Genomic DNA, 17,473 nt, shown 5'->3' with positions numbered 1-17,473 from the left:
CCGGAATATGGACTATCTCGATAATGGATACAGGCGGGCGGGCGCGGCACGTCCCGGGCCGCGCGCGTCCATCCGTTCAGGGCTTCGCCGGCGCCGGCCGCGACTCCATCCCGTCGATCTTCGCGAGCAGCGCATTGCCGAGCTTCGTCAGATGGCGCGGCATGCCGGGGATCGCCAGCAGCGCCTCGATCCGCTCGCGCCAGTAACTCGGGTGACTCACGCGCATCGCAACCGGCATCACCGCCGCGCCGGTATCGGTATCGCTTTCCAGCAGCGCGACCATTCTCTCGATATGAGAGAGCTCGCGCTCCACATAGTCTCTCGTCAGCATGTGCTTGCCACTCCCCGAAACAGAGCACCTGGCCTGTCTTCATCGGCGCGTCGCCGCATGGTCCTTTTGCTCGACGCGTCGTCCTCGTTTCGCTTCACGGTACGCGCGTCGTATGTCAGAAAAACACCCGGCAGCACGACGATTTTCTTCATATCGTCGGATCGATGTCGTACCGCACGCGTCACGTCCACGGCCCCTCTCTTCGTTGCCGATCGTAGACACTCCGCCTCACGATGGCATCCCCAAAATTGAGGATGCCTGCAGAAGTCGACCGCACCGCATCCGTGCGACACGCCGGCATGCCAGATCCGGCGAACGCGATGCGGCAACACGCGCAACGTAGCGCGTGCGGCAAACGGGGAACGGGGACGCGAGGATTTGCGCTGCCGACGAGTCGATCGCGGCGCTCTGCACGGCCGCCGTCGATCCCGAACAGTCGGACGTCGCGCTCGAGGCCCTCATGGCGCTCGCCGACGCGCGAGCGGCGAACTGCTTCGTGCGCGACGCGCGCACCGGCACCGGCGTCCGCTCTCGCTCACCCGCGCGGAACCGGCCGTCGCGACCGGCATAGCCGGCGGCCTGGCGCCGGCCGAGCACGCGGCATGCAACGGCGTACAGATTCGCACCGTGCGCAGCCAGAGCAAGGCAGTCTTCGCGAAGACGGGTGTGCGACGTATTGCCGATCTCGTCGCGCCGTTCGGCGAGCGAATACTCAGCGGCGCCGGCCGCGCGCCCCCTTGATCGTGCCGGTGCCCGCGGGCTCGGCCGCGGTCATCCGGTCGAGTTGCCGGACGATCTCCGCGCGCAGTTCCGCCGAAATCTCCACGCTGTCGAGCAGCTCCGAGATCCACAGCCCGTCGGCCGCGAGCCGGCAGATCATCAGCGTCGCCGCCCGTTCGAGCGGCACCGGGTCCGGCCGCGTCCACTCGCGCATCGGCACCGACCAGCGCGCACGCGTCTCCTGCTCGGTGATCATCGACGCGACCAGCACGCGCAGCACGTCGGTGCTCGCGGCCGGCTGCGCGGTGTCGAGCACCGCATGCAGATATGCGCGCGCCGCCGCGCCGTCGCCGTGCGAATCGGCCGCGCGGCGTGCGGCCATCTGCGTCGCGAAGCGCTCGGTCGCCTGCCCGAACAGCGCGTCGAGCAAGCCCTGCTTGTTCGCGAAGTGATACTGCAGCGCACCTTTCGTCACGCCTGCGCGCTCGGCGACCGCGTCGAGCGTCAACGCGGCCACGCCGTGATGGGTCGCGATTTCCGACGCGGCTTTCAGCAGTTGCGCGCGCACCTGTTCCGGCGCCTTTTTACGCCGCACGCCGGCGACGGGCGCGGAATCAGCCTCAGAACCGGGCACAGCCGGTGCGCCGGACGCCTGCGGGGCGGCCGATTCGGCCGTGTCGACGGGCGCGGGGATGTCGTGCAAAGCGGGTTCGGGGCGTTTCTTCATGGCGGCGATGTTAGCACCCGTGGTCTCGATATAAACATTCCGGCTGGATGGTATGATCCGCCGCATGAATAAACCCGCCCCCTCCTCCTGGTCCGCGCTCGACACCGCGATCGCCCGCGGCCGCGACGCGCTGATGCGTCTTCAGCAGCCCGACGGCAGCTGGTGTTTCGAACTCGAATCCGACGCGACGATCACCGCGGAATACATCCTGATGATGCATTTCATGGACAAGATCGACGACGCGCGCCAGGAGCAGATGGCGCGCTACCTGCGCGCGATCCAGCGGCTCGACACGCATGGCGGGTGGGATCTGTACGTCGACGGCGATCCGGACGTGTCGTGCAGCGTGAAGGCGTACTTCGCGCTCAAGGCCGCCGGTGACAGCGAGCAGGCGCCGCACATGGTCCGCGCGCGCGACGCGATCCTGAAGCTCGGCGGCGCGGCACGCGCGAACGTGTTCACGCGCATCCTGCTCGCGACCTTCGGCCAGGTGCCGTGGCGCGCGGCGCCGTTCATGCCGGTCGAATTCGTGCTGTTCCCGAAGTGGGTGCCGATCTCGATGTACAAGGTCGCGTACTGGGCACGTACGACGATGGTGCCGCTGCTCGTGCTGTGCTCGCTGAAGGCGCGTGCGCGCAACCCGCGCAACATCGCGATCCCCGAGCTGTTCGTCACGCCGCCCGACCAGGAACGCCAATACTTTCCGCCCGCGCGCGGGATGCGCCGCGCGTTCCTCGCGCTCGATCGCGTGGTGCGTCACGTGGAGCCGCTGCTGCCGAAACGCCTGCGGCAACGTGCGATCCGGCATGCGGAAGCGTGGTGCGCGGAGCGCATGAACGGCGAGGACGGGCTCGGCGGGATCTTTCCGCCGATCGTGTACAGCTACCAGATGATGGACGTGCTCGGCTACCCGGACGATCATCCGCTGCGCCGCGACTGCGAGAACGCGCTCGAAAAGCTGCTGGTCACGCGGCCCGACGGCAGCGTGTACTGCCAGCCGTGCCTGTCGCCGGTATGGGACACCGCGTGGAGCACGATGGCGCTCGAGCAGGCGCGTGGCGTGGCCGCGCCCGACGCCGGCGCGCCGTCAGGCTCACAGAATGAACTCGACGCATGCATCGCCCGCGCATACGACTGGCTCGCCGAGCGCCAGGTGAACGACCTGCGCGGCGACTGGATCGAGAACGCGTCCGCCGACACGCAACCGGGCGGCTGGGCGTTCCAGTATGCGAACCCGTACTACCCCGACATCGACGACACCGCGGTCGTCACCGCGATGCTCGACCGCCGTGGCCGCACGCACCGCAACGCGGATGGCTCGCACCCGTATGCGGCGCGCGTCGCACGCGCACTCGACTGGATGCGCGGGCTGCAATCGCGCAACGGCGGCTTCGCGGCGTTCGACGCCGACTGCGACCGCATGTACCTGAACGCGATCCCGTTCGCCGATCACGGCGCGCTGCTCGATCCGCCGACCGAGGATGTATCGGGCCGCGTGCTGCTGTGCTTCGGTGTCACGAAGCGCGCGGCCGACCGCGCGTCGCTCGCGCGCGCGATCGACTACGTGAAGCGCACGCAGCAGCCCGACGGCAGCTGGTGGGGCCGCTGGGGCACGAACTACATCTACGGCACGTGGAGCGTGCTGGCCGGGCTCGCGCTCGCGGGCGAAGACCCCGCGCAGCCGTACATTGCCCGCGCGCTGGCCTGGCTGCGCGCGCGTCAGCACGCGGACGGCGGCTGGGGCGAGACGAACGACAGCTACATCGACCCGGCGCTCGCCGGCACCAATGCGGGCGAAAGCACGTCGAACTTCACCGCGTGGGCGCTGCTCGCGCAGATGGCGTTCGGCGACTGCGAATCCGACTCGGTGAAACGCGGCATCGCGTATCTGCAATCGGTGCAGCAGGACGACGGCTTCTGGTGGCACCGCTCGCACAATGCTCCGGGCTTTCCGCGCATCTTCTACCTGAAGTATCACGGCTATACCGCGTACTTCCCGCTGTGGGCGCTTGCGCGCTATCGGCGTCTGGCCGGCACTGCGCTGGCCGGTACGTCTTCGTCCAGCGGGGCCGGCGTGTCGGCCTCCCGCACCACGGATGCCGCGCTCGCCTGAGCCTGAGCGTGTGCATGAGCGCAAGCACGAGTCCGAACTCGAGCGGCAACGCGCGCGATCTTCCCGCCCGCGCGCGGGAGGTGCCGCGCGTTCCTCGCGCTCGATCGCGTGACGCGCCGAGTACATGAACGGCGAGGACGGGCTCGGCGGAAGCTTTCCGCCGAGCCCGTCCTGCTACCTGATGTAGGGTATGCCCGCCCTCTCGGACGATCATCGGCCGCAACGTGGCTGCGAAAACGCACGGGAAAAGCGGTTGATCACGCGGTCTGACAGCGAGGTAATCGATCGCCGGCGGAAGATAAGATCCTCGTACGGAGCGTTTTCGCCGCACCCTGCCTTAAACGCTTCGACTCGATCCGGAATTCCAGAGCAAATCTCGCAATTTCGTCAATCACCGTTGTGGACGCTGTCTGGTCTACGATTTCAGGCTGCTGCGCTGCCGCCATACGCTGAATAACCGCAAGCCTCGCCTCATCTGAAAGGATGTCGCAAATTTGCGCTCGTCTGTTTTCTTCCCAACCCGGCGTCGTGGTCACCACAAGAACCTCGAGCGCGAAATTCGGGCCCCGTTCGTAAAGCAATTTCGCCAACAGAGCACGAAAGTCCGCCGTTCGAGTAAGCGCAGCGGCCCCGCTGCCTTTGGCGGAGTTCATAAACCAGGTGTCCTCTTTAGATCATCTTTCGTTTCGCGACGTTATTGCCGGCTTTCCGTTGCCATTCGGTAACTATGTTGTAGCCTGCGGGTCCCGCTCCGCTTTTGGTGACACTCAGGATCGACCTGCTTGTCGCGACGATGGCGTGAATCGCTCGCCAAACACGATGGCAAACGGATTCATCGCCGATTTCCAGTCGTAGGCGGTGCGATCGGCAGCGAAACTCACATCATATGAAAATAGAATTCGATAGCCGGACAGTTCCTCGCGCCGAAGGCAAGGGAGATCCAAAGTTCAATTTGCTTTAAACTTGGCGAATTAGGCATAGCCAATCATTATCATTTCGGCAAAAAGCCGCATATCATGTTTGCAGTACAACCCGCGGAGGAAAGCATGGCTACATACAAGGAACTGAAGGCTCAAATGGACGCGCTGGCGGAGAAAGCGGAAACCGCCCGTCTCACCGAGCTCCAGGCTGTAATCGAAGACATCCGTACCAAGGTCGCGGAGTACGGAATTACCGAAAAAGACATCTTCGGTGTTCGTCGGGATCGAGCGACGGCAAAAAAGCCGTCGACCGTGAATGCGAAGTATCGCGATCCCAAGACTGGCGCAACCTGGTCAGGCCGTGGCCGCGCGCCCGCATGGATCAAGGATGCCAAGAACCGGAATCGATTCCTGATTCAGGAATGAACCATTCCGGATAACGCCGCGGCTCGATCAGCGGCAACACGCTCATCGAGCGCCGATCATGTGCTTCGGCAATGCACGTCATCGCGTCGATGAAGCCGCTCGCAAGGAGCGCTGAAGCGAGCGTAGTGGCACCCTACGCTCGCTTGTGTGCTCGCCCGAGCAACCGCAACACGCCGAACACTCCGCTACGTGTGGGCAAACACCTGCCTGCATTGCGATACGGGCCGAGCATGATCGACGGGCAACGGCCAATCGGTGCGGCGCAATCGCGATCCGCTCCTCCGCTCCCCCGCTCATGCGTCGCGCCGATCCCGCATCCGCGCAAATGCCTCCCGCAGATCCACGGCGACGGCACGTACAACCGGATCCAGTCGAAATACTTCGACTTCGACATGTACGGTAATTGACGACGAACATCACGGGCCGCGTCGCGTGCGGGGCCGCTTCACCGCACGCGCGCTGACCGGTTCTGCATTGGCGATCCTCAAGATCGTTTTCGGCCCGGCAGGGCTATAATCGCCGCTTTCGGTTTGGTCGACGCCATGAAACCGCTGGCCGTTCCCTCTCTCGCGAACATCGCGTCGCGCCTTCGCCTGAAGCAGCTCAAGCTGCTTATCGCGCTCGAAAACCACGGCTCGCTGCACAAGGCCGCCGAAGAAATCGCGATATCGCAACCCGGTGCGACCAAGGTGCTGCGCGAAATCGAGGACATCCTCGGCATGCCGCTGTTCGAGCGGCAACCGAAAGGCCTCGTCGCGAACGACCTCGGCCGCTGCGTCACGCGCTATGCGCGCCTCATCTACAGCGACCTCGAACACCTGCATACCGAAGTGCTCGCGATCACGCAGGGGCATGGCGGCCATCTGGCCGTCGGCGTGGTCATGGGCGCGGTGCCGCTGCTCACGCGCGCGCTGACCGACCTGCGCCGCCGCCAGCCGCACCTGTCGGTCGAGATCGTCGAAGGCACCAGCGCGAGCCTGCTGACCCTGATCGACGACGGCCGCATCGATCTCGCGATCTGCCGCAACGGCAACAACCGGCGCCCGGGAGCCTACGACCATATCCCGCTGCAGTCCGAACCGCTCGCGGTCGTGACCGCGCGCACGCATGCGCTGGCCGAACGCGACGCGCTGACGCTGCGCGATCTCGCCGACGCGGAATGGGTCGCGTATCCGGTCAACACGCCGATGCGGCTCGCGCTCGAACGCGCGCTCGCGGATGCCGGCATCGAGGTGCCGGGCTATCCGATCGAGACGGCGTCGACGTTCGCGACACTGACGCTGCTGCAGGCGAACCCGGAACTGGTCGCGGTGATTCCGCGCGAAGTCGCCGAGTTCGGCGAACGCTTCGGCCTCGTCGCATGCCTGCCGGTCGCGATCCCCGCGCTCGACGAGCCGTTCGGCGTGGTGGCCCGCACCTTCGCGCACCTGACACCCGGTGCGCGCATGCTCGTCGAGACGCTACAGCAGCCGCTGCCTACTTGATCGGCGAGAACGCGGCCGAACGCCGCCGCCATGTCGCGGTAGAGCGTCGGGCACGCGGAGCGGTTGAAGTCGATCACGAACGCAGCAGCGCCGCGTTCGCGATGCCGTTGGGTTCGTGCCGCAGTCCGGCATTTCCTGGAAGATGCTTCCGCAGGAAACGGGCTGCGGCTCGGGCATCAGCTGCTGGCGCAGACCGCGCGACTGGCAACAGCCTGGCTGCACAACTTCGGGCGACTGCACATCCGGTTCGAGCGCCTCGCGGCGATCCACGAAGCGTTCATGAAGATCGCCGCTTGCATCAACTGCCGGCGACGGCTTCAAGACTCATTGTGTGAGCGCTTCCTGGAGCGTTGCGGCATCGCGCAACTCGCGAAGGAGAAAGCGCTGCAAGGCCTGTACCGCCGACATGCGATCGCTGCCATCCGCACGGCTGAACAAGCCGAATTCCGCAGATGGCGGGTGCGGCAATCCGGTGGCAGCCGGATCGAGCACGCGCATCGAATCGCGCCGGACGTTCCATTCGAGCAGGACCGTGACCCCCAGCCCTGCCTCGACTGCGGATTGAATGGCGGCCAGGCTCGTGCTCGTGCAGATGACTTTCCATGCGACCCGAGCATCGCGCAATGACGCATACAGCCTGTCTTGCCACGGGCACGCACCGCCGAATGCGACGAACGGCAATGGACCGTGGCGGACATCTCCGTCATACGCAAGGCCAGCCGCCCAGAACAGCGGATGCTGCCACCGCACGAGCGGTTCCGCATGGATGAACGTCGGGTCGATGATCGCGAAATCGAGCGAGCCATTCATGAAATCCTGCGACAGCGCCTTGCTCGAATCGACGACGATCTCCACGGCGACATTCGGGAACGACGCGCCAAAATCACGCAGCGTGTGCGGCAGATGGCCAACAGCGATGTCCTCGAGGAGGCCGAGCCGGACCGTCCCTGAGATCTCACCTGCATTCAGCGCAGCGCGCGCCGCGATACCGATGTCGAGCATGCGCTGCGCGTAAGGCAGCAGCACGCTGCCCGCCGCTGTCGGCTTGATGCCGCGTGGCGAACGTTCGAGCAGGCGCTGCCCGACCGATTCTTCCAGCCGGCGCAATGCCATGCTGACGGCGGCCTGCGTGCGATGCAGCGCCTGCGCCGCCTCGCTCACGCTACCGGTTTCGACCACGATCAGAAAGGTGCGCAACAAGCCGCTGTCGAGATCCCGAGCCATAAATATTCTTGAAGCGCCCATAAAAAATTCGAGCTTATACCAAACGAACATGCGTGGTTACCATCGCCGCATCGCCATCATGGAGCACTGCATGAACGAAGAAACCGGAAGCATCCGGGCCGGCCGGCACACGACCGCTTCCACACCGGTTGCGCGCGACGCGTTCACGGCGAATGCGTCGTTTGGCGCGTCGCGGACACGACGCTTCCAAGCGGCTCTGGCGCCCGGGTTCGCCGTGGTGTCGATGTGCAGCGTCCAGCTCGGCGCTGCACTGTCGCGGCCCGCGATGATCGAGTACGGAACGTTCAGCACGACCTGGCTGCGCCTGTGCTTCGCCGCCTTCGCGCTGGCCGTGATCGTGCGCCCGCCCGTCCGGCGCTATTCCCGGCAGCGCTGGATCGCCGCCATCGCGCTCGGCTGCGCGATGGCCTGCATGACACTGTGCTTCTTCGAGGCGGTCAAGCGCGTGCCACTCGGGCTCGCGGTCGCGATCAATTTCTTGGGGCCGCTGTGCGTCGCGACCATCGGCGTACGCAAGATCCGGATGCTTGCGTGGGCCGCGCTCGCCCTGGCAGGAATCGTGCTGCTCGCGCGCCAGGACGACATGTGGATCGTGCCGGTTTCGGCGCTCGTATTCCCGCTCGGCTCGGCGCTCGGATGGGCCGCCTACATCCTGATGATGAAGCGCGTGGGGTCGCTGTTCGATGGTTTGCAAGGCCTGTCCACGTCGCTGATCGTCGCGGCGCTCGTGACCGCGCCATTCGGCCTCGCGGAAAGCGGCGGGCATTTTCCGGCCGGGCAATTGATCGACGCTGCCGGTCTCGCCGTGCTCGTCCCGCTCCTGCCTTATGTTCTGGAGATGATTGCGTTACGGCGCATGACGGCGTCGGCGTTTGGCATCCTGATGAGCGTCGAGCCTGCGATCGCCTCGGCAATCGGATTTGCGGTACTCGGGCAGCCCGTGACCCTGCTGCAAAGTATCGGCACGTTGTTTGTCATCGGTGCCAGCGCAGGCGCCGTGATGCAGCAGTAGCCGGCGCCACAAGGCTTGGCTGGCATGCGCTTCGTCGCCTCGCCATCGGAGTCGGACTGACAGGGCAGGCGCTGGCCGCGATCGACGATTCGAGTGCAGGGTGATGTTGAGCGACCTGTCTGTCCGCCAAACGCCTGCTCCGGGCAGCTCCAGGGTCTGTTTACATTTGTGCGGGTTGTCGGGTTATCCGGTCCGCTCGGTTCGGGCGACTATTCGCCGGTGATTGCGTCACATGCTGGTAGGATGAAGTTCGTTTCTACTTGCATTGATGATCTGACCTGTAACCGCCTCATTCTCGGAGTAGACATGGTTGATATTTCACGTGAGACCGTCGAACAAACTGAGCGTCGCCTTCGACGAGTCATCACCGAGGCACGCCTACGGATTTACTCCGGCACGTACACGTTCATTGAATTTCCGCTGGATCAATTCCCAAGCGCTGTGCGGGCCGACGCACTTGCCTTGGTGCGAGACGACAACGTGTGGAGTCAGCTTGTGCCGAGTGACGGTTCACACCAGGAACAGTTCGGCATCTTTCGATTCCACTTCCCGGCAGGGGCAGACAATAGTGGCTTCGTTGGCTGGCTGGCTACCCATCTCAAGAATCGATTTGGCACCGGCGTATTTGTGACGTGCGGACAGAATCATGCGGATGGCGGTATCTTCGATTACTGGGGCGTACCCGAGTCGCTGGCAGACGAAGTGATCGAGGAAGTCAAGCGGCTTGTTCAGGGGCAGAGCGATCATCGATAAAGCTCATCCGATACAGCACGCGGCTATAGCGACGCTTGGTTTTTCTGTTCGAGCGAAGCGGGATGACGGCCTTCGCACGCGGAGAGTGAATACTCTCCACAAAGGCGTTCGAGTCGTACCTTTGTCGGCGATGACCGCAACGGCACGCAAGCGCTAAACCAGTCATTCGCGCACGAAATATCGCAGCGGTTGGATCAGTGACCGCATTTCGCCATCGAGTATCGGTTTTGCCATGGTCTCGTCGTCAGCGAAACAACGAAGTGGTGAGCAGAGCGGGCGACAGGTTGGCAGCCCCATCCGTTCATTTTGTTAGAGATTCTAATTGAACGGCCAAGCGCGCGCCCGAACGGCGCGCCGCACCGCACCGTCCCGACGATGCCCGCTTGCGCGGGCATTTTTTATCGACTCGCGTCGACCGGCCCGATCAGCGATCGATCGGCAGCGGCGCGTTCGCGGCGACGAGCCCCTGCTCGCGCATCTCGCGCCAGAAGTCGGCCGGAATCGTCGCGTTCAGCGCGTCGACATCTTCCGCGATGCGCGCCGGACGGCTCGCACCGGGAATCACCGACGCGACCGCGGGATGCGCGAGCACGAACTGCAGCGCGGCCGCCTTGACCGGCACGTCGTAGCGTGCGGCGATCGCCTTGATGCGTTCGACCTTCGCGACGATTTCCGGCGCAGCCTTCTGGTATTCGAAGTGCGCGCCGCCGACCAGCACGCCCGAACTGTACGGACCGCCGACGACGATCCCGACGCCTCGCGCGGCTGCCGCCGGCATCACCCGCTGCAGCGCGCGCTCGTGATCGAGCAACGTATAGCGGCCGGCCAGCAGCATGCCGTCCGGCTGCGGTTCGTCGAGATCGAGCACGAGCTCGATCGGCTCGACGCGGTTCACGCCGAGCCCCCACGCGCCGATCACGCCTTCTTCACGCAGCTTGCCCAGCACGCGGAACGCGCCCTTGCGCGCGACTTCGAACTGCGCGAGCCATTCGTCGCCGTAGATGTCCTGCGCGATGTCGTGCACCCATACGATGTCGAGGCGATCGGTACGCAAGCGCTTCAGGCTGCCCTCGATCGAGCGCAGCGTCGCGTCGGCCGTGTAGTCGCTGACGAGCCGGTTCGCGCGGCCATGCGCGAAGATCCCGGTCTTCTCGCCGTAGTCGCGCGCGCTCGCGCCTTCCATTTCGTCGAGCACGACGCGGCCTACCTTCGTGCTGATCACGTAGTCGTCGCGCCGATGGCCTGCGAGCACGTCGCCCAGACGCGACTCGGCCAGCCCCGCGCCGTACGACGGCGCGGTGTCGAAGTAGCGGATCCCGCGCGCCCACGCGGCTTCGACGGTCGCGGCGGCTTCGTCGTCGGGGATGTCGCGGAACATGTTGCCGAGCGGGGCGGCGCCGAAACCGAGCGTGTTGTCGGCCGGCAGCGTGGCTTTGAGACGCATGCATTTCTCCACAGGTCACGGAAAAGTGCGTCCAGTCTAGGTTGCATGGTTATGTCTGTCCAAGACATAATTCATCAAAGTTGAGTCCCCCGAGGTCTTATATGCTCGACATCCGTCAGCTTCAATATTTCATCGCGGTCGCGGAGGAAGAACACGTCGGCCGCGCCGCCGAACGGCTGCACATTTCGCAGTCGCCGCTCAGTCGCCAGATCGCGCAGCTCGAGGAAAAGCTCGGGCTGACGCTGTTCGAACGCAGCCAGCAGCGCATTCGTCTGACGCGCGACGGCCGCACGTTCCTCAGCGAGACGCAGGCGTTCCTGCGCCATGCGCACCGGCTGGAATCGCTCGCGCGCCGGCTCGGCCGCGGCGACGAAGGCGGGCTCTGCATCGGCTACCTGGAAACGGCCACGCACTCGGGCGTGCTGCCGCGCGCGCTGAAGACTTTGCGCGCGGACCGCCCGGCCGTCCACATCGCGCTGTACAACTACACGTCCGCCGCGCAGCTCGAAGGCCTGCGCGAGCGCAGTCTCGACATCGCGCTCGTGACCGAGCCGCCCGCGCCCGACGATCCGGAACTCGAATCGATGCGCGTGCTGAACGACCCGATGCTGCTCGCGCTGCCCGAAGGCCATCCGCTCGCGAAGAAGAAGACGCTTGTGGCCGACGATCTCGCGACGCAGCCGTGGATCGGGGTCACGCAGCAGGAAAGCGCGCCGCGTCACGGCGCGTTCGTCGCCGCGTGCGCGAAGGCCGGTTTCTCGCCGGATATTTCCGTCGAGGCGAGCGAGCCGCTCGCGGCGCTCGGGCTCGTCGCCGCCGGGCTCGGCGTGACGATGATCCAGCAGAGCCTGCGTCACCAGGTGCCGGAAGGCGTCGTGCTGCGCGAGCTGCCGTGGTTCAGCTATCGCACGCCGCTGTGGGCCGCGTGGCACAAGGTCAACCTGCGGCCGCTGGTCGGCGTGTTTCGCGAGATTCTGACCGGCGAGGATGTGGTCGCGACGGTCAAGTGACGTGACGGGGGGCGCGATCGCCGGCAAAGACAAAGAATCTATCGTGCCGTCCGCATCCCCGCACACGAATGCGGCTGAAATCGATCGCGCCGGCAGCGGTCCGCATGCGATTGCATGCGCGACACCGGATGCCGGCTTCCCCCCGCTCGCGCGTCAGTTCGCGAGCGTGACCTTCCCGTCCATCAGCCGGTTGATCGCCAGCGGGTTCGAGGTCTTCAGCGCATCGGGCAGCAGCGCCTCCGGCATGTCCTGATAGCAGACCGGCCGCAGGAAACGACGGATCGCGAGACTGCCGACCGACGTCGTACGCCCGTCCGCGGTGGCCGGATACGGGCCGCCGTGCACCATCGCATGCGCGACTTCCACGCCGGTGCCGAAACCGTTGACGAGCACGCGGCCCGCGCGCCGCTCCAGCGCCGGCAGGAACGTGCGCGCGGCGGCGTAGTCGGCTTCGTCGATATGGAGCGCCGTCGTCAGCTGCCCTTCCAGCGACTCGATCAGATCGAGCATCGTCTCGAGGTCCGGACAGCGGACGATCAGCGACGCCGCGCCGAACATCTCCTCATGCAGCGCCTTCGACTCGCGGAACGCATCCGCGCTCGTCGAGAACAGCGCGCCCTGCCCCTGGTTCGCGCCGGCCGGCGCATGCGCGCGCGCGACGGTGCGCACCTGCGGATGCTGCGCGAGCGCGGCCACCGAACGCTCGAAGGCCTGATGAATGCCCGGCGTGAGCATCGTCGCCGCCGCGGCCTGGGCGAGCCGCTCCGCCGCCGCGGCGGTAAAGCGCTCGAGCGCCGGCCCGTCCACGGCGAGGATCAACCCCGGATTCGTGCAGAACTGCCCGGCGCCGAGCGTCAGCGACTGCACGAACTGCTGCGCGATCGCGTCGCCGCGCGCGTCGAGCGCGTTCGGGAACAGCAGCACGGGATTGATGCTGCTCATCTCCGCGTATACGGGAATCGGCTCGGGCCGCGCGTTCGCAAGCGCGATCAGCGCGGTGCCGGCATGGCGCGAACCGGTGAAGCCGACCGCCTTGATGCGCCGATCGCGCACGAGCCCCTGCCCGATCTCGAGGCCGGTGTCGAACAGCAGCGAGAACGTGCCTTCCGGCATCGCGCAGGTCTTCACCGCCCGCTGCACGGCGATCCCGACCAGTTCCGACGTGCCCGGATGCGCCGGATGCGCCTTCACGATCACCGGGCAGCCGGCCGCGAGCGCGGACGCCGTATCGCCGCCCGCGACCGAGAATGCCAGCGGGAAATTGCTCGCGCCGAACACCGCGACCGGCCCCAGGCCGATATGACGCAGGCGCAGGTCGGGACGCGGCGCCGGTTGGCGTGCCGGCTGCGCCGGATCGATGCGCGCGTCGAGGTAATCGCCCGCGCGCACCACGTCGGCGAACATCCGCAGCTGGCCGACCGTTCGGCCGCGCTCGCCTTCGACGCGGGCGCGCGGCAGGCCCGTTTCCGCGACGCAGCGCTCGACCAGCTCGTCGCCGAGCGCGAGGATGTTCGCCGCGATCGTCTCGAGGAACGTCGCACGCGCGTCGGGTTGCGTTTCGCGATACGTGTCGAACGCGGCCCAGGCGAGCGCGCATGCTTCCTCGAGATCGACGCTGCTCGCGCCGCCGAAGGCCGGCGCCATGCGTTCGCCGCTGGATGCGTTGACCGCGTATGTGTCGCCGTTCGTGCCGCGCCGTGCGCGCGAGCCGATCAGCAGGTTGCCTGCGAGTGTCATGTTCGTTTCCTCTGTAGATGGATCGAGGGCGAACGCCGTGCGATCACGGGCTCGCATAGGTGTTGTGTGTTGTTTGTCGTGCCGGCGCGCCTGTCGCGTCGCCGTGAGTGGGCCGGGCGGTTCGAATCCGTGCGGCGGTGCGCTCGATGCCGGGCTCGGGTGCCGCCGCCTGCGCCGGCCGGCACGCTCGCGCGCCGGCGCTGCCGTGCGCGCAGCGCGTGCCGGCGGCGCACCGACTGACGCGCACGTCCGAAATGCGCCGGAAAGCCGCGCAATGGGCCAGCATACGGAGTCCGCCCCCGCGCGACAATTGACAGGATGTGATACCGGTATAACCGCGCGTTATCGGTCGTTGCCCCGCCGCCGCATGCGGGCGCGTTCCGCGTCCATCGCATGCCGCCGCGGCGGCCGGACGACGAACGGTGCGACCGCAACGCCGACGACGGCTCGGCACGTTCATACGACGATTGACGATGCACGCGCGGTGGCGCGGGTGCCGCGCGTCGTCACGGATGAAAACCCGCCACGGCGCACGGCGCCGGCGGGTGCCGACACGACCGGCACCCGCGCCACCGCGCGCGACATCGTCACACCGTCACGCGATCGCGCCGCTACGCCACGACACCGTCACGCCGCGAACCGCTTCGCCAGCTCGGCAAGACCGTCCTCGTAGATACCGCGGAAGAGGCGGATCGCTTCGTCGTCGGTCGCGCCGTGCGGCGTGAACGTGCCCGACCACTCGACCGTCGCGGCGTTCGCGCCGTTCTCGCGCACGCGCAGCGTGGAGCGATAGTTCACGACCGGGAACGGCGCTTCCAGGATCGCGTACGTGTAGCTGCGTGCCGCGTCGTCGAAGGCGACCAGCCGCTCGACGATCGCGTCGCCGTCCGGGTTCGCGAGGCTGCGCACGCGACCGCCTTCGCTCAGCTCGCTCGCCGGGATGTACGACAGCCAGTCGGGCAGCGACCCGAAGCCGCCGATCAGTGTCCAGACCGTGTCGGCCGAAGCCGCGATCTCGATGCTTGCATTGGCCTGTGCCATGTCATCACCTTCGCGGATCAACGATCGATCGGCAGCGGCGCATTGGCCGCAATCAGACCTTGTTCACGCATTTCGCGCCAGAAGTCGGCTGGAATCACCACGTTCAGCGCAGCCTGGTCTTCCGCGATCCGCTCCGGACGGCTCGCGCCCGGAATCACCGCGACGGTGGCAGGATGCGACATCGAGAACTGCAGCGCGGCGGCCTTGATCGGCACGTCGTAGCGTGTGGCGATCGCCTTGATGCGCTCGACCTTCGCGAGGATTTCCGGCGAAGCCTTCTGGTATTCGAAGTGCGTGCCGCCCGCGAGTACGCCCGAGCTGTACGGGCCGCCGACGACGATCCCGACGTTCTGCGCGGCAGCCGCCGGCATCACGCGTTGCAGCGCGCGCTCGTGATCGAGCAGCGTGTAGCGGCCGGCGAGCAGCATGCCGTCCGGTTGCGGCTCGGACAGGTCGAGCACGAGCTCGATCGGCTCGACGCGGTTCACGCCGAGGCCCCACGCCTTGATCACGCCTTCTTCACGCAGCTTGCTCAGCACGCGGAATGCGCCCTTGCGCGCGACTTCGAACTGCGCGAGCCATTCGTCGCCGTAGAAGTCCTGTGCGATGTCGTGCACCCAGACGATGTCGAGGCGGTCGGTGCGCAGGCGCTTCAGGCTGTCCTCGATCGAACGCAGCGTCGCATCGGCCGTGTAGTCGTTGACGATGCGGTTCGGCCGGCCGTGTTCGAACAGGCCGCCCTTCTCGCCGAGATCGCGCGCCGACACGTCCTCGACTTCGTCGAGGATCACGCGGCCGACCTTGGTGCTCAGTACGTATTCGTCACGCGGGTGATTCGCCAGCGCGTCGCCGAGGCGGATTTCCGCGAGGCCGGCGCCGTAGAACGGGGCCGAATCGAAATAACGGATGCCGTGTTGCCATGCCGCTTCGACGGTGGCCGCCGCTTCCGCGTCCGGGATGTTGCGGAACATGTTGCCGAGCGGGGCAGTACCGAAACCAAGGATCTTGTTACCGGGCAGCGTGTCTTTGAGACTCATCATTTTCTCCAGGGGTGAGGGAAAGCGAGTTCAGTCTAGGCAGACGGGTTAAGTCTGTCCAAGACGGAATTCGACACAGTTGAGTCCCTGGAGGTCTAAAACGTGGTCTGAAGGGGTGGGCGGATATCGCGTCCGGAGGGTCCGTTCGCGCGGCGATCCCGCCCGACAAGGCTGGCGACGGAATCGGCCGCCGATTCGTGATTTCAGATCAAAAGTGATTTCGCCGGTGAGCACGATGGGCAACGCCACGCGTGCCCCCAATTGCCGCACGCCTGCAACGCGTCGCGCAAAGGAATCCCCGTTGCGCCTCTTTCAAAGGCGCAACGGGGAAAAGCCGCCTGGTGATCGAATCTGCGTTCCGTCGCAATGCGCGGCTCATGCCCTCAGGCGCGACCGTCCCCTTGCGTATCCCGGGCATCGCCCAGCATCGTGACGAGGACGAGCGCTGCAATCAGGCCCAAGTGCTCGAAGAAACCGTTGAGCGCCATGAAGCGCGCTGCGCCCGTCTGGTTCCAGAAGTCGTTCGCCACCAGCATCGCGACGAGCGTCAGCATGCCGAGACTGCCGGCGCCGAGCCACGTGAAGCGGCGAAACACCACGCACAGCGAACCGCCGATCTCGACGACAATCGCCAGTGCAGCCCATAGCGCAGGCGGATGCAGGCCGAAATGCGCCTGCTCCGCGACCGCGCCGTCGAAGTCGAGCGCCTTCGCGACGCCGCCGATCAGAAAGGCGGAAACGAGTGCAAGCCGGACCAGCGCGCCAACCCACGGCTGCGCGAGCAGGACACGGATCCACGCGGGGCTGTACCGGCCGATCGTCGTCGACATGTCAGACCGCCCAGCACGAACAGCCGAACGCGCCCCAGAAGCCCTTCGCGTCCGAGGTCGGCAATGCGCCGCCCCACGCACTCGCGTGCGCATGCTGGTGCACGTTGCATGCATTCGCGCAGCCGCACATCGCCGCGGCCGCCGCGCGTTGCAGCGGTGCGCCGCTGCGCTGCGTCGCGCCCCAACCGCCGTAGCCGCCGTACTCGCGCACCGGCGACCAGTCCGGCATCGCGGGCGGAATCGGCGCATCGTGCGACGCGAACGGGCCCGCGCCCCACACGATCTTGCCGCCCACCACGGTCAGCAGTGCGGTCGTGCCCGCGATGTCGTCCTCGGCGCACGCGAAGAAATCGCGATCCGGGACGACCACGTCGGCCAGTTGCCCGACCGCGATGCGCCCTTTCTTGCCGACCTCGTTCGAGAACCACGTCACGTATTCGGTCCACATGCGCAGCGCGGTCTCGCGATCGAGCAGGTTGCGCTGCGGGTACATGCGCAGGCCGCCGATCGTCTTGCCTGTCACGAGCCAGGACAACGACACCCACGGGTTGTACGACGCCACGCGTGTCGCGTCGGTGCCGGCCGACACCTTGAGGCCCTTCGACAGCATCTTCGCGACGGGCGGCGTCGCTTCGGCCGCCTG

16 protein-coding genes and 3 pseudogenes are annotated in these 17,473 nt (G+C 66.3%); 8 read left to right on the top strand and 11 right to left on the bottom strand.

The annotated features are described in order from the left end of the window. Positions 1–76: 76 nt before the first annotated feature. Together DIE12_RS35050 and DIE12_RS35040 are read right to left on the bottom strand one after the other, a co-directional pair. A complete protein-coding gene (locus tag DIE12_RS35050) occupies positions 77–331 on the bottom strand; it encodes a hypothetical protein (RefSeq protein ID WP_124523828.1) in 255 nt (84 codons plus the stop codon). A 712-nt stretch (positions 332–1,043) separates the two neighbouring features. Next, a complete protein-coding gene (locus DIE12_RS35040; protein WP_124523855.1) occupies positions 1,044–1,778 on the bottom strand; it encodes a TetR/AcrR family transcriptional regulator in 735 nt (244 codons plus the stop codon). 52 nt (positions 1,779–1,830) lie between these two features. Between DIE12_RS35040 and shc the strand changes: the two genes are divergently transcribed. Next, positions 1,831–3,891, top strand: coding sequence for a squalene--hopene cyclase (gene shc / locus DIE12_RS35035; RefSeq protein ID WP_124523826.1), 2,061 nt, complete (start codon positions 1,831–1,833; stop codon positions 3,889–3,891). A 257-nt stretch (positions 3,892–4,148) separates the two neighbouring features. On the opposite strand, the gene DIE12_RS35030 is transcribed toward shc, so the two are convergent. Then, the gene (locus DIE12_RS35030) at positions 4,149–4,544 is read right to left on the bottom strand and encodes a hypothetical protein (RefSeq protein ID WP_124523824.1); all 396 of its coding nucleotides are present in this window, start codon (positions 4,542–4,544) and stop codon (positions 4,149–4,151) included. Between the two features lie 393 nt (positions 4,545–4,937). Between DIE12_RS35030 and DIE12_RS35025 the strand changes: the two genes are divergently transcribed. From DIE12_RS35025 to DIE12_RS39125, 4 genes and pseudogenes are all read left to right on the top strand, one after another. After that, entirely contained in the window at positions 4,938–5,237 is a 300-nt protein-coding gene (locus tag DIE12_RS35025; protein WP_124523822.1) for an H-NS family nucleoid-associated regulatory protein, read from the top strand. 542 nt (positions 5,238–5,779) lie between these two features. Then, a complete protein-coding gene (locus DIE12_RS35015) occupies positions 5,780–6,721 on the top strand; it encodes a LysR family transcriptional regulator (protein ID WP_124523820.1) in 942 nt (313 codons plus the stop codon). A gap of 112 nt (positions 6,722–6,833) precedes the next feature. Beyond that, a pseudogene (locus tag DIE12_RS38850) lies at positions 6,834–6,938 on the top strand (IS5/IS1182 family transposase); the annotation flags it as partial. Further along, positions 6,932–7,054: pseudogene (locus DIE12_RS39125) on the top strand (IS5/IS1182 family transposase); the annotation flags it as partial. The pseudogenes DIE12_RS38850 and DIE12_RS39125, both read left to right, overlap by 7 nt. Here DIE12_RS39125 and DIE12_RS35005 read toward each other — a convergent pair. Next, a complete protein-coding gene (locus tag DIE12_RS35005) occupies positions 7,046–7,945 on the bottom strand; it encodes a LysR family transcriptional regulator (RefSeq protein ID WP_124489418.1) in 900 nt (299 codons plus the stop codon). The pseudogene DIE12_RS39125 and the gene DIE12_RS35005 sit on opposite strands and share 9 nt — an antisense overlap. Positions 7,946–8,189: 244 nt before the next feature. On the opposite strand from DIE12_RS35005, the gene DIE12_RS35000 reads away from it, so the two are divergent. After that, on the top strand, positions 8,190–8,978 hold the full coding sequence (locus tag DIE12_RS35000; RefSeq protein ID WP_260427905.1) for a DMT family transporter: 789 nt from the start codon (positions 8,190–8,192) through the stop codon (positions 8,976–8,978). A gap of 306 nt (positions 8,979–9,284) precedes the next feature. Further along, on the top strand, positions 9,285–9,731 hold the full coding sequence (locus tag DIE12_RS34995; RefSeq protein ID WP_124523814.1) for a DUF6196 family protein: 447 nt from the start codon (positions 9,285–9,287) through the stop codon (positions 9,729–9,731). Here DIE12_RS34995 and DIE12_RS38845 read toward each other — a convergent pair. Further along, positions 9,718–9,913 (bottom strand): annotated as a pseudogene (locus tag DIE12_RS38845) (IS5/IS1182 family transposase); the annotation flags it as partial. The gene DIE12_RS34995 and the pseudogene DIE12_RS38845 sit on opposite strands and share 14 nt — an antisense overlap. 242 nt (positions 9,914–10,155) lie before the next feature. Beyond that, the gene (locus tag DIE12_RS34990) at positions 10,156–11,175 is read right to left on the bottom strand and encodes an aldo/keto reductase (protein WP_124523812.1); all 1,020 of its coding nucleotides are present in this window, start codon (positions 11,173–11,175) and stop codon (positions 10,156–10,158) included. Between the two features lie 101 nt (positions 11,176–11,276). Between DIE12_RS34990 and DIE12_RS34985 the strand changes: the two genes are divergently transcribed. Further along, positions 11,277–12,185, top strand: coding sequence for a LysR family transcriptional regulator (locus tag DIE12_RS34985; RefSeq protein WP_044847137.1), 909 nt, complete (start codon positions 11,277–11,279; stop codon positions 12,183–12,185). Positions 12,186–12,338: 153 nt separating this feature from the next. On the opposite strand, the gene DIE12_RS34980 is transcribed toward DIE12_RS34985, so the two are convergent. From DIE12_RS34980 to DIE12_RS34960, 5 genes are all read right to left on the bottom strand, one after another. Continuing rightward, positions 12,339–13,922, bottom strand: a complete 1,584-nt coding sequence (locus tag DIE12_RS34980) for an aldehyde dehydrogenase (NADP(+)) (RefSeq protein ID WP_124523811.1) — start codon at positions 13,920–13,922, stop codon at positions 12,339–12,341. Between the two features lie 627 nt (positions 13,923–14,549). After that, positions 14,550–14,963, bottom strand: a complete 414-nt coding sequence (locus DIE12_RS34975; RefSeq protein ID WP_044847134.1) for an SRPBCC family protein — start codon at positions 14,961–14,963, stop codon at positions 14,550–14,552. A 17-nt stretch (positions 14,964–14,980) separates the two neighbouring features. Further along, the gene (locus tag DIE12_RS34970; RefSeq protein WP_124523809.1) at positions 14,981–16,000 is read right to left on the bottom strand and encodes an aldo/keto reductase; all 1,020 of its coding nucleotides are present in this window, start codon (positions 15,998–16,000) and stop codon (positions 14,981–14,983) included. Between the two features lie 383 nt (positions 16,001–16,383). After that, positions 16,384–16,830, bottom strand: a complete 447-nt coding sequence (locus tag DIE12_RS34965) for a DoxX family protein (RefSeq protein ID WP_124523807.1) — start codon at positions 16,828–16,830, stop codon at positions 16,384–16,386. A gap of 1 nt (position 16,831) precedes the next feature. After that, a partial coding sequence (locus DIE12_RS34960; RefSeq protein ID WP_148092731.1) for an amidohydrolase family protein occupies positions 16,832–17,473 on the bottom strand: 642 nt, incomplete at its 5' end.

It is taken from the genome of Burkholderia sp. Bp9015 (assembly GCF_003853505.1).
Classification (GTDB): Bacteria; Pseudomonadota; Gammaproteobacteria; order Burkholderiales; family Burkholderiaceae; genus Burkholderia.
The sequence above is the reverse complement of the archived record's forward strand: the minus strand, read 5'-3'. Positions and strand labels throughout refer to the sequence as shown.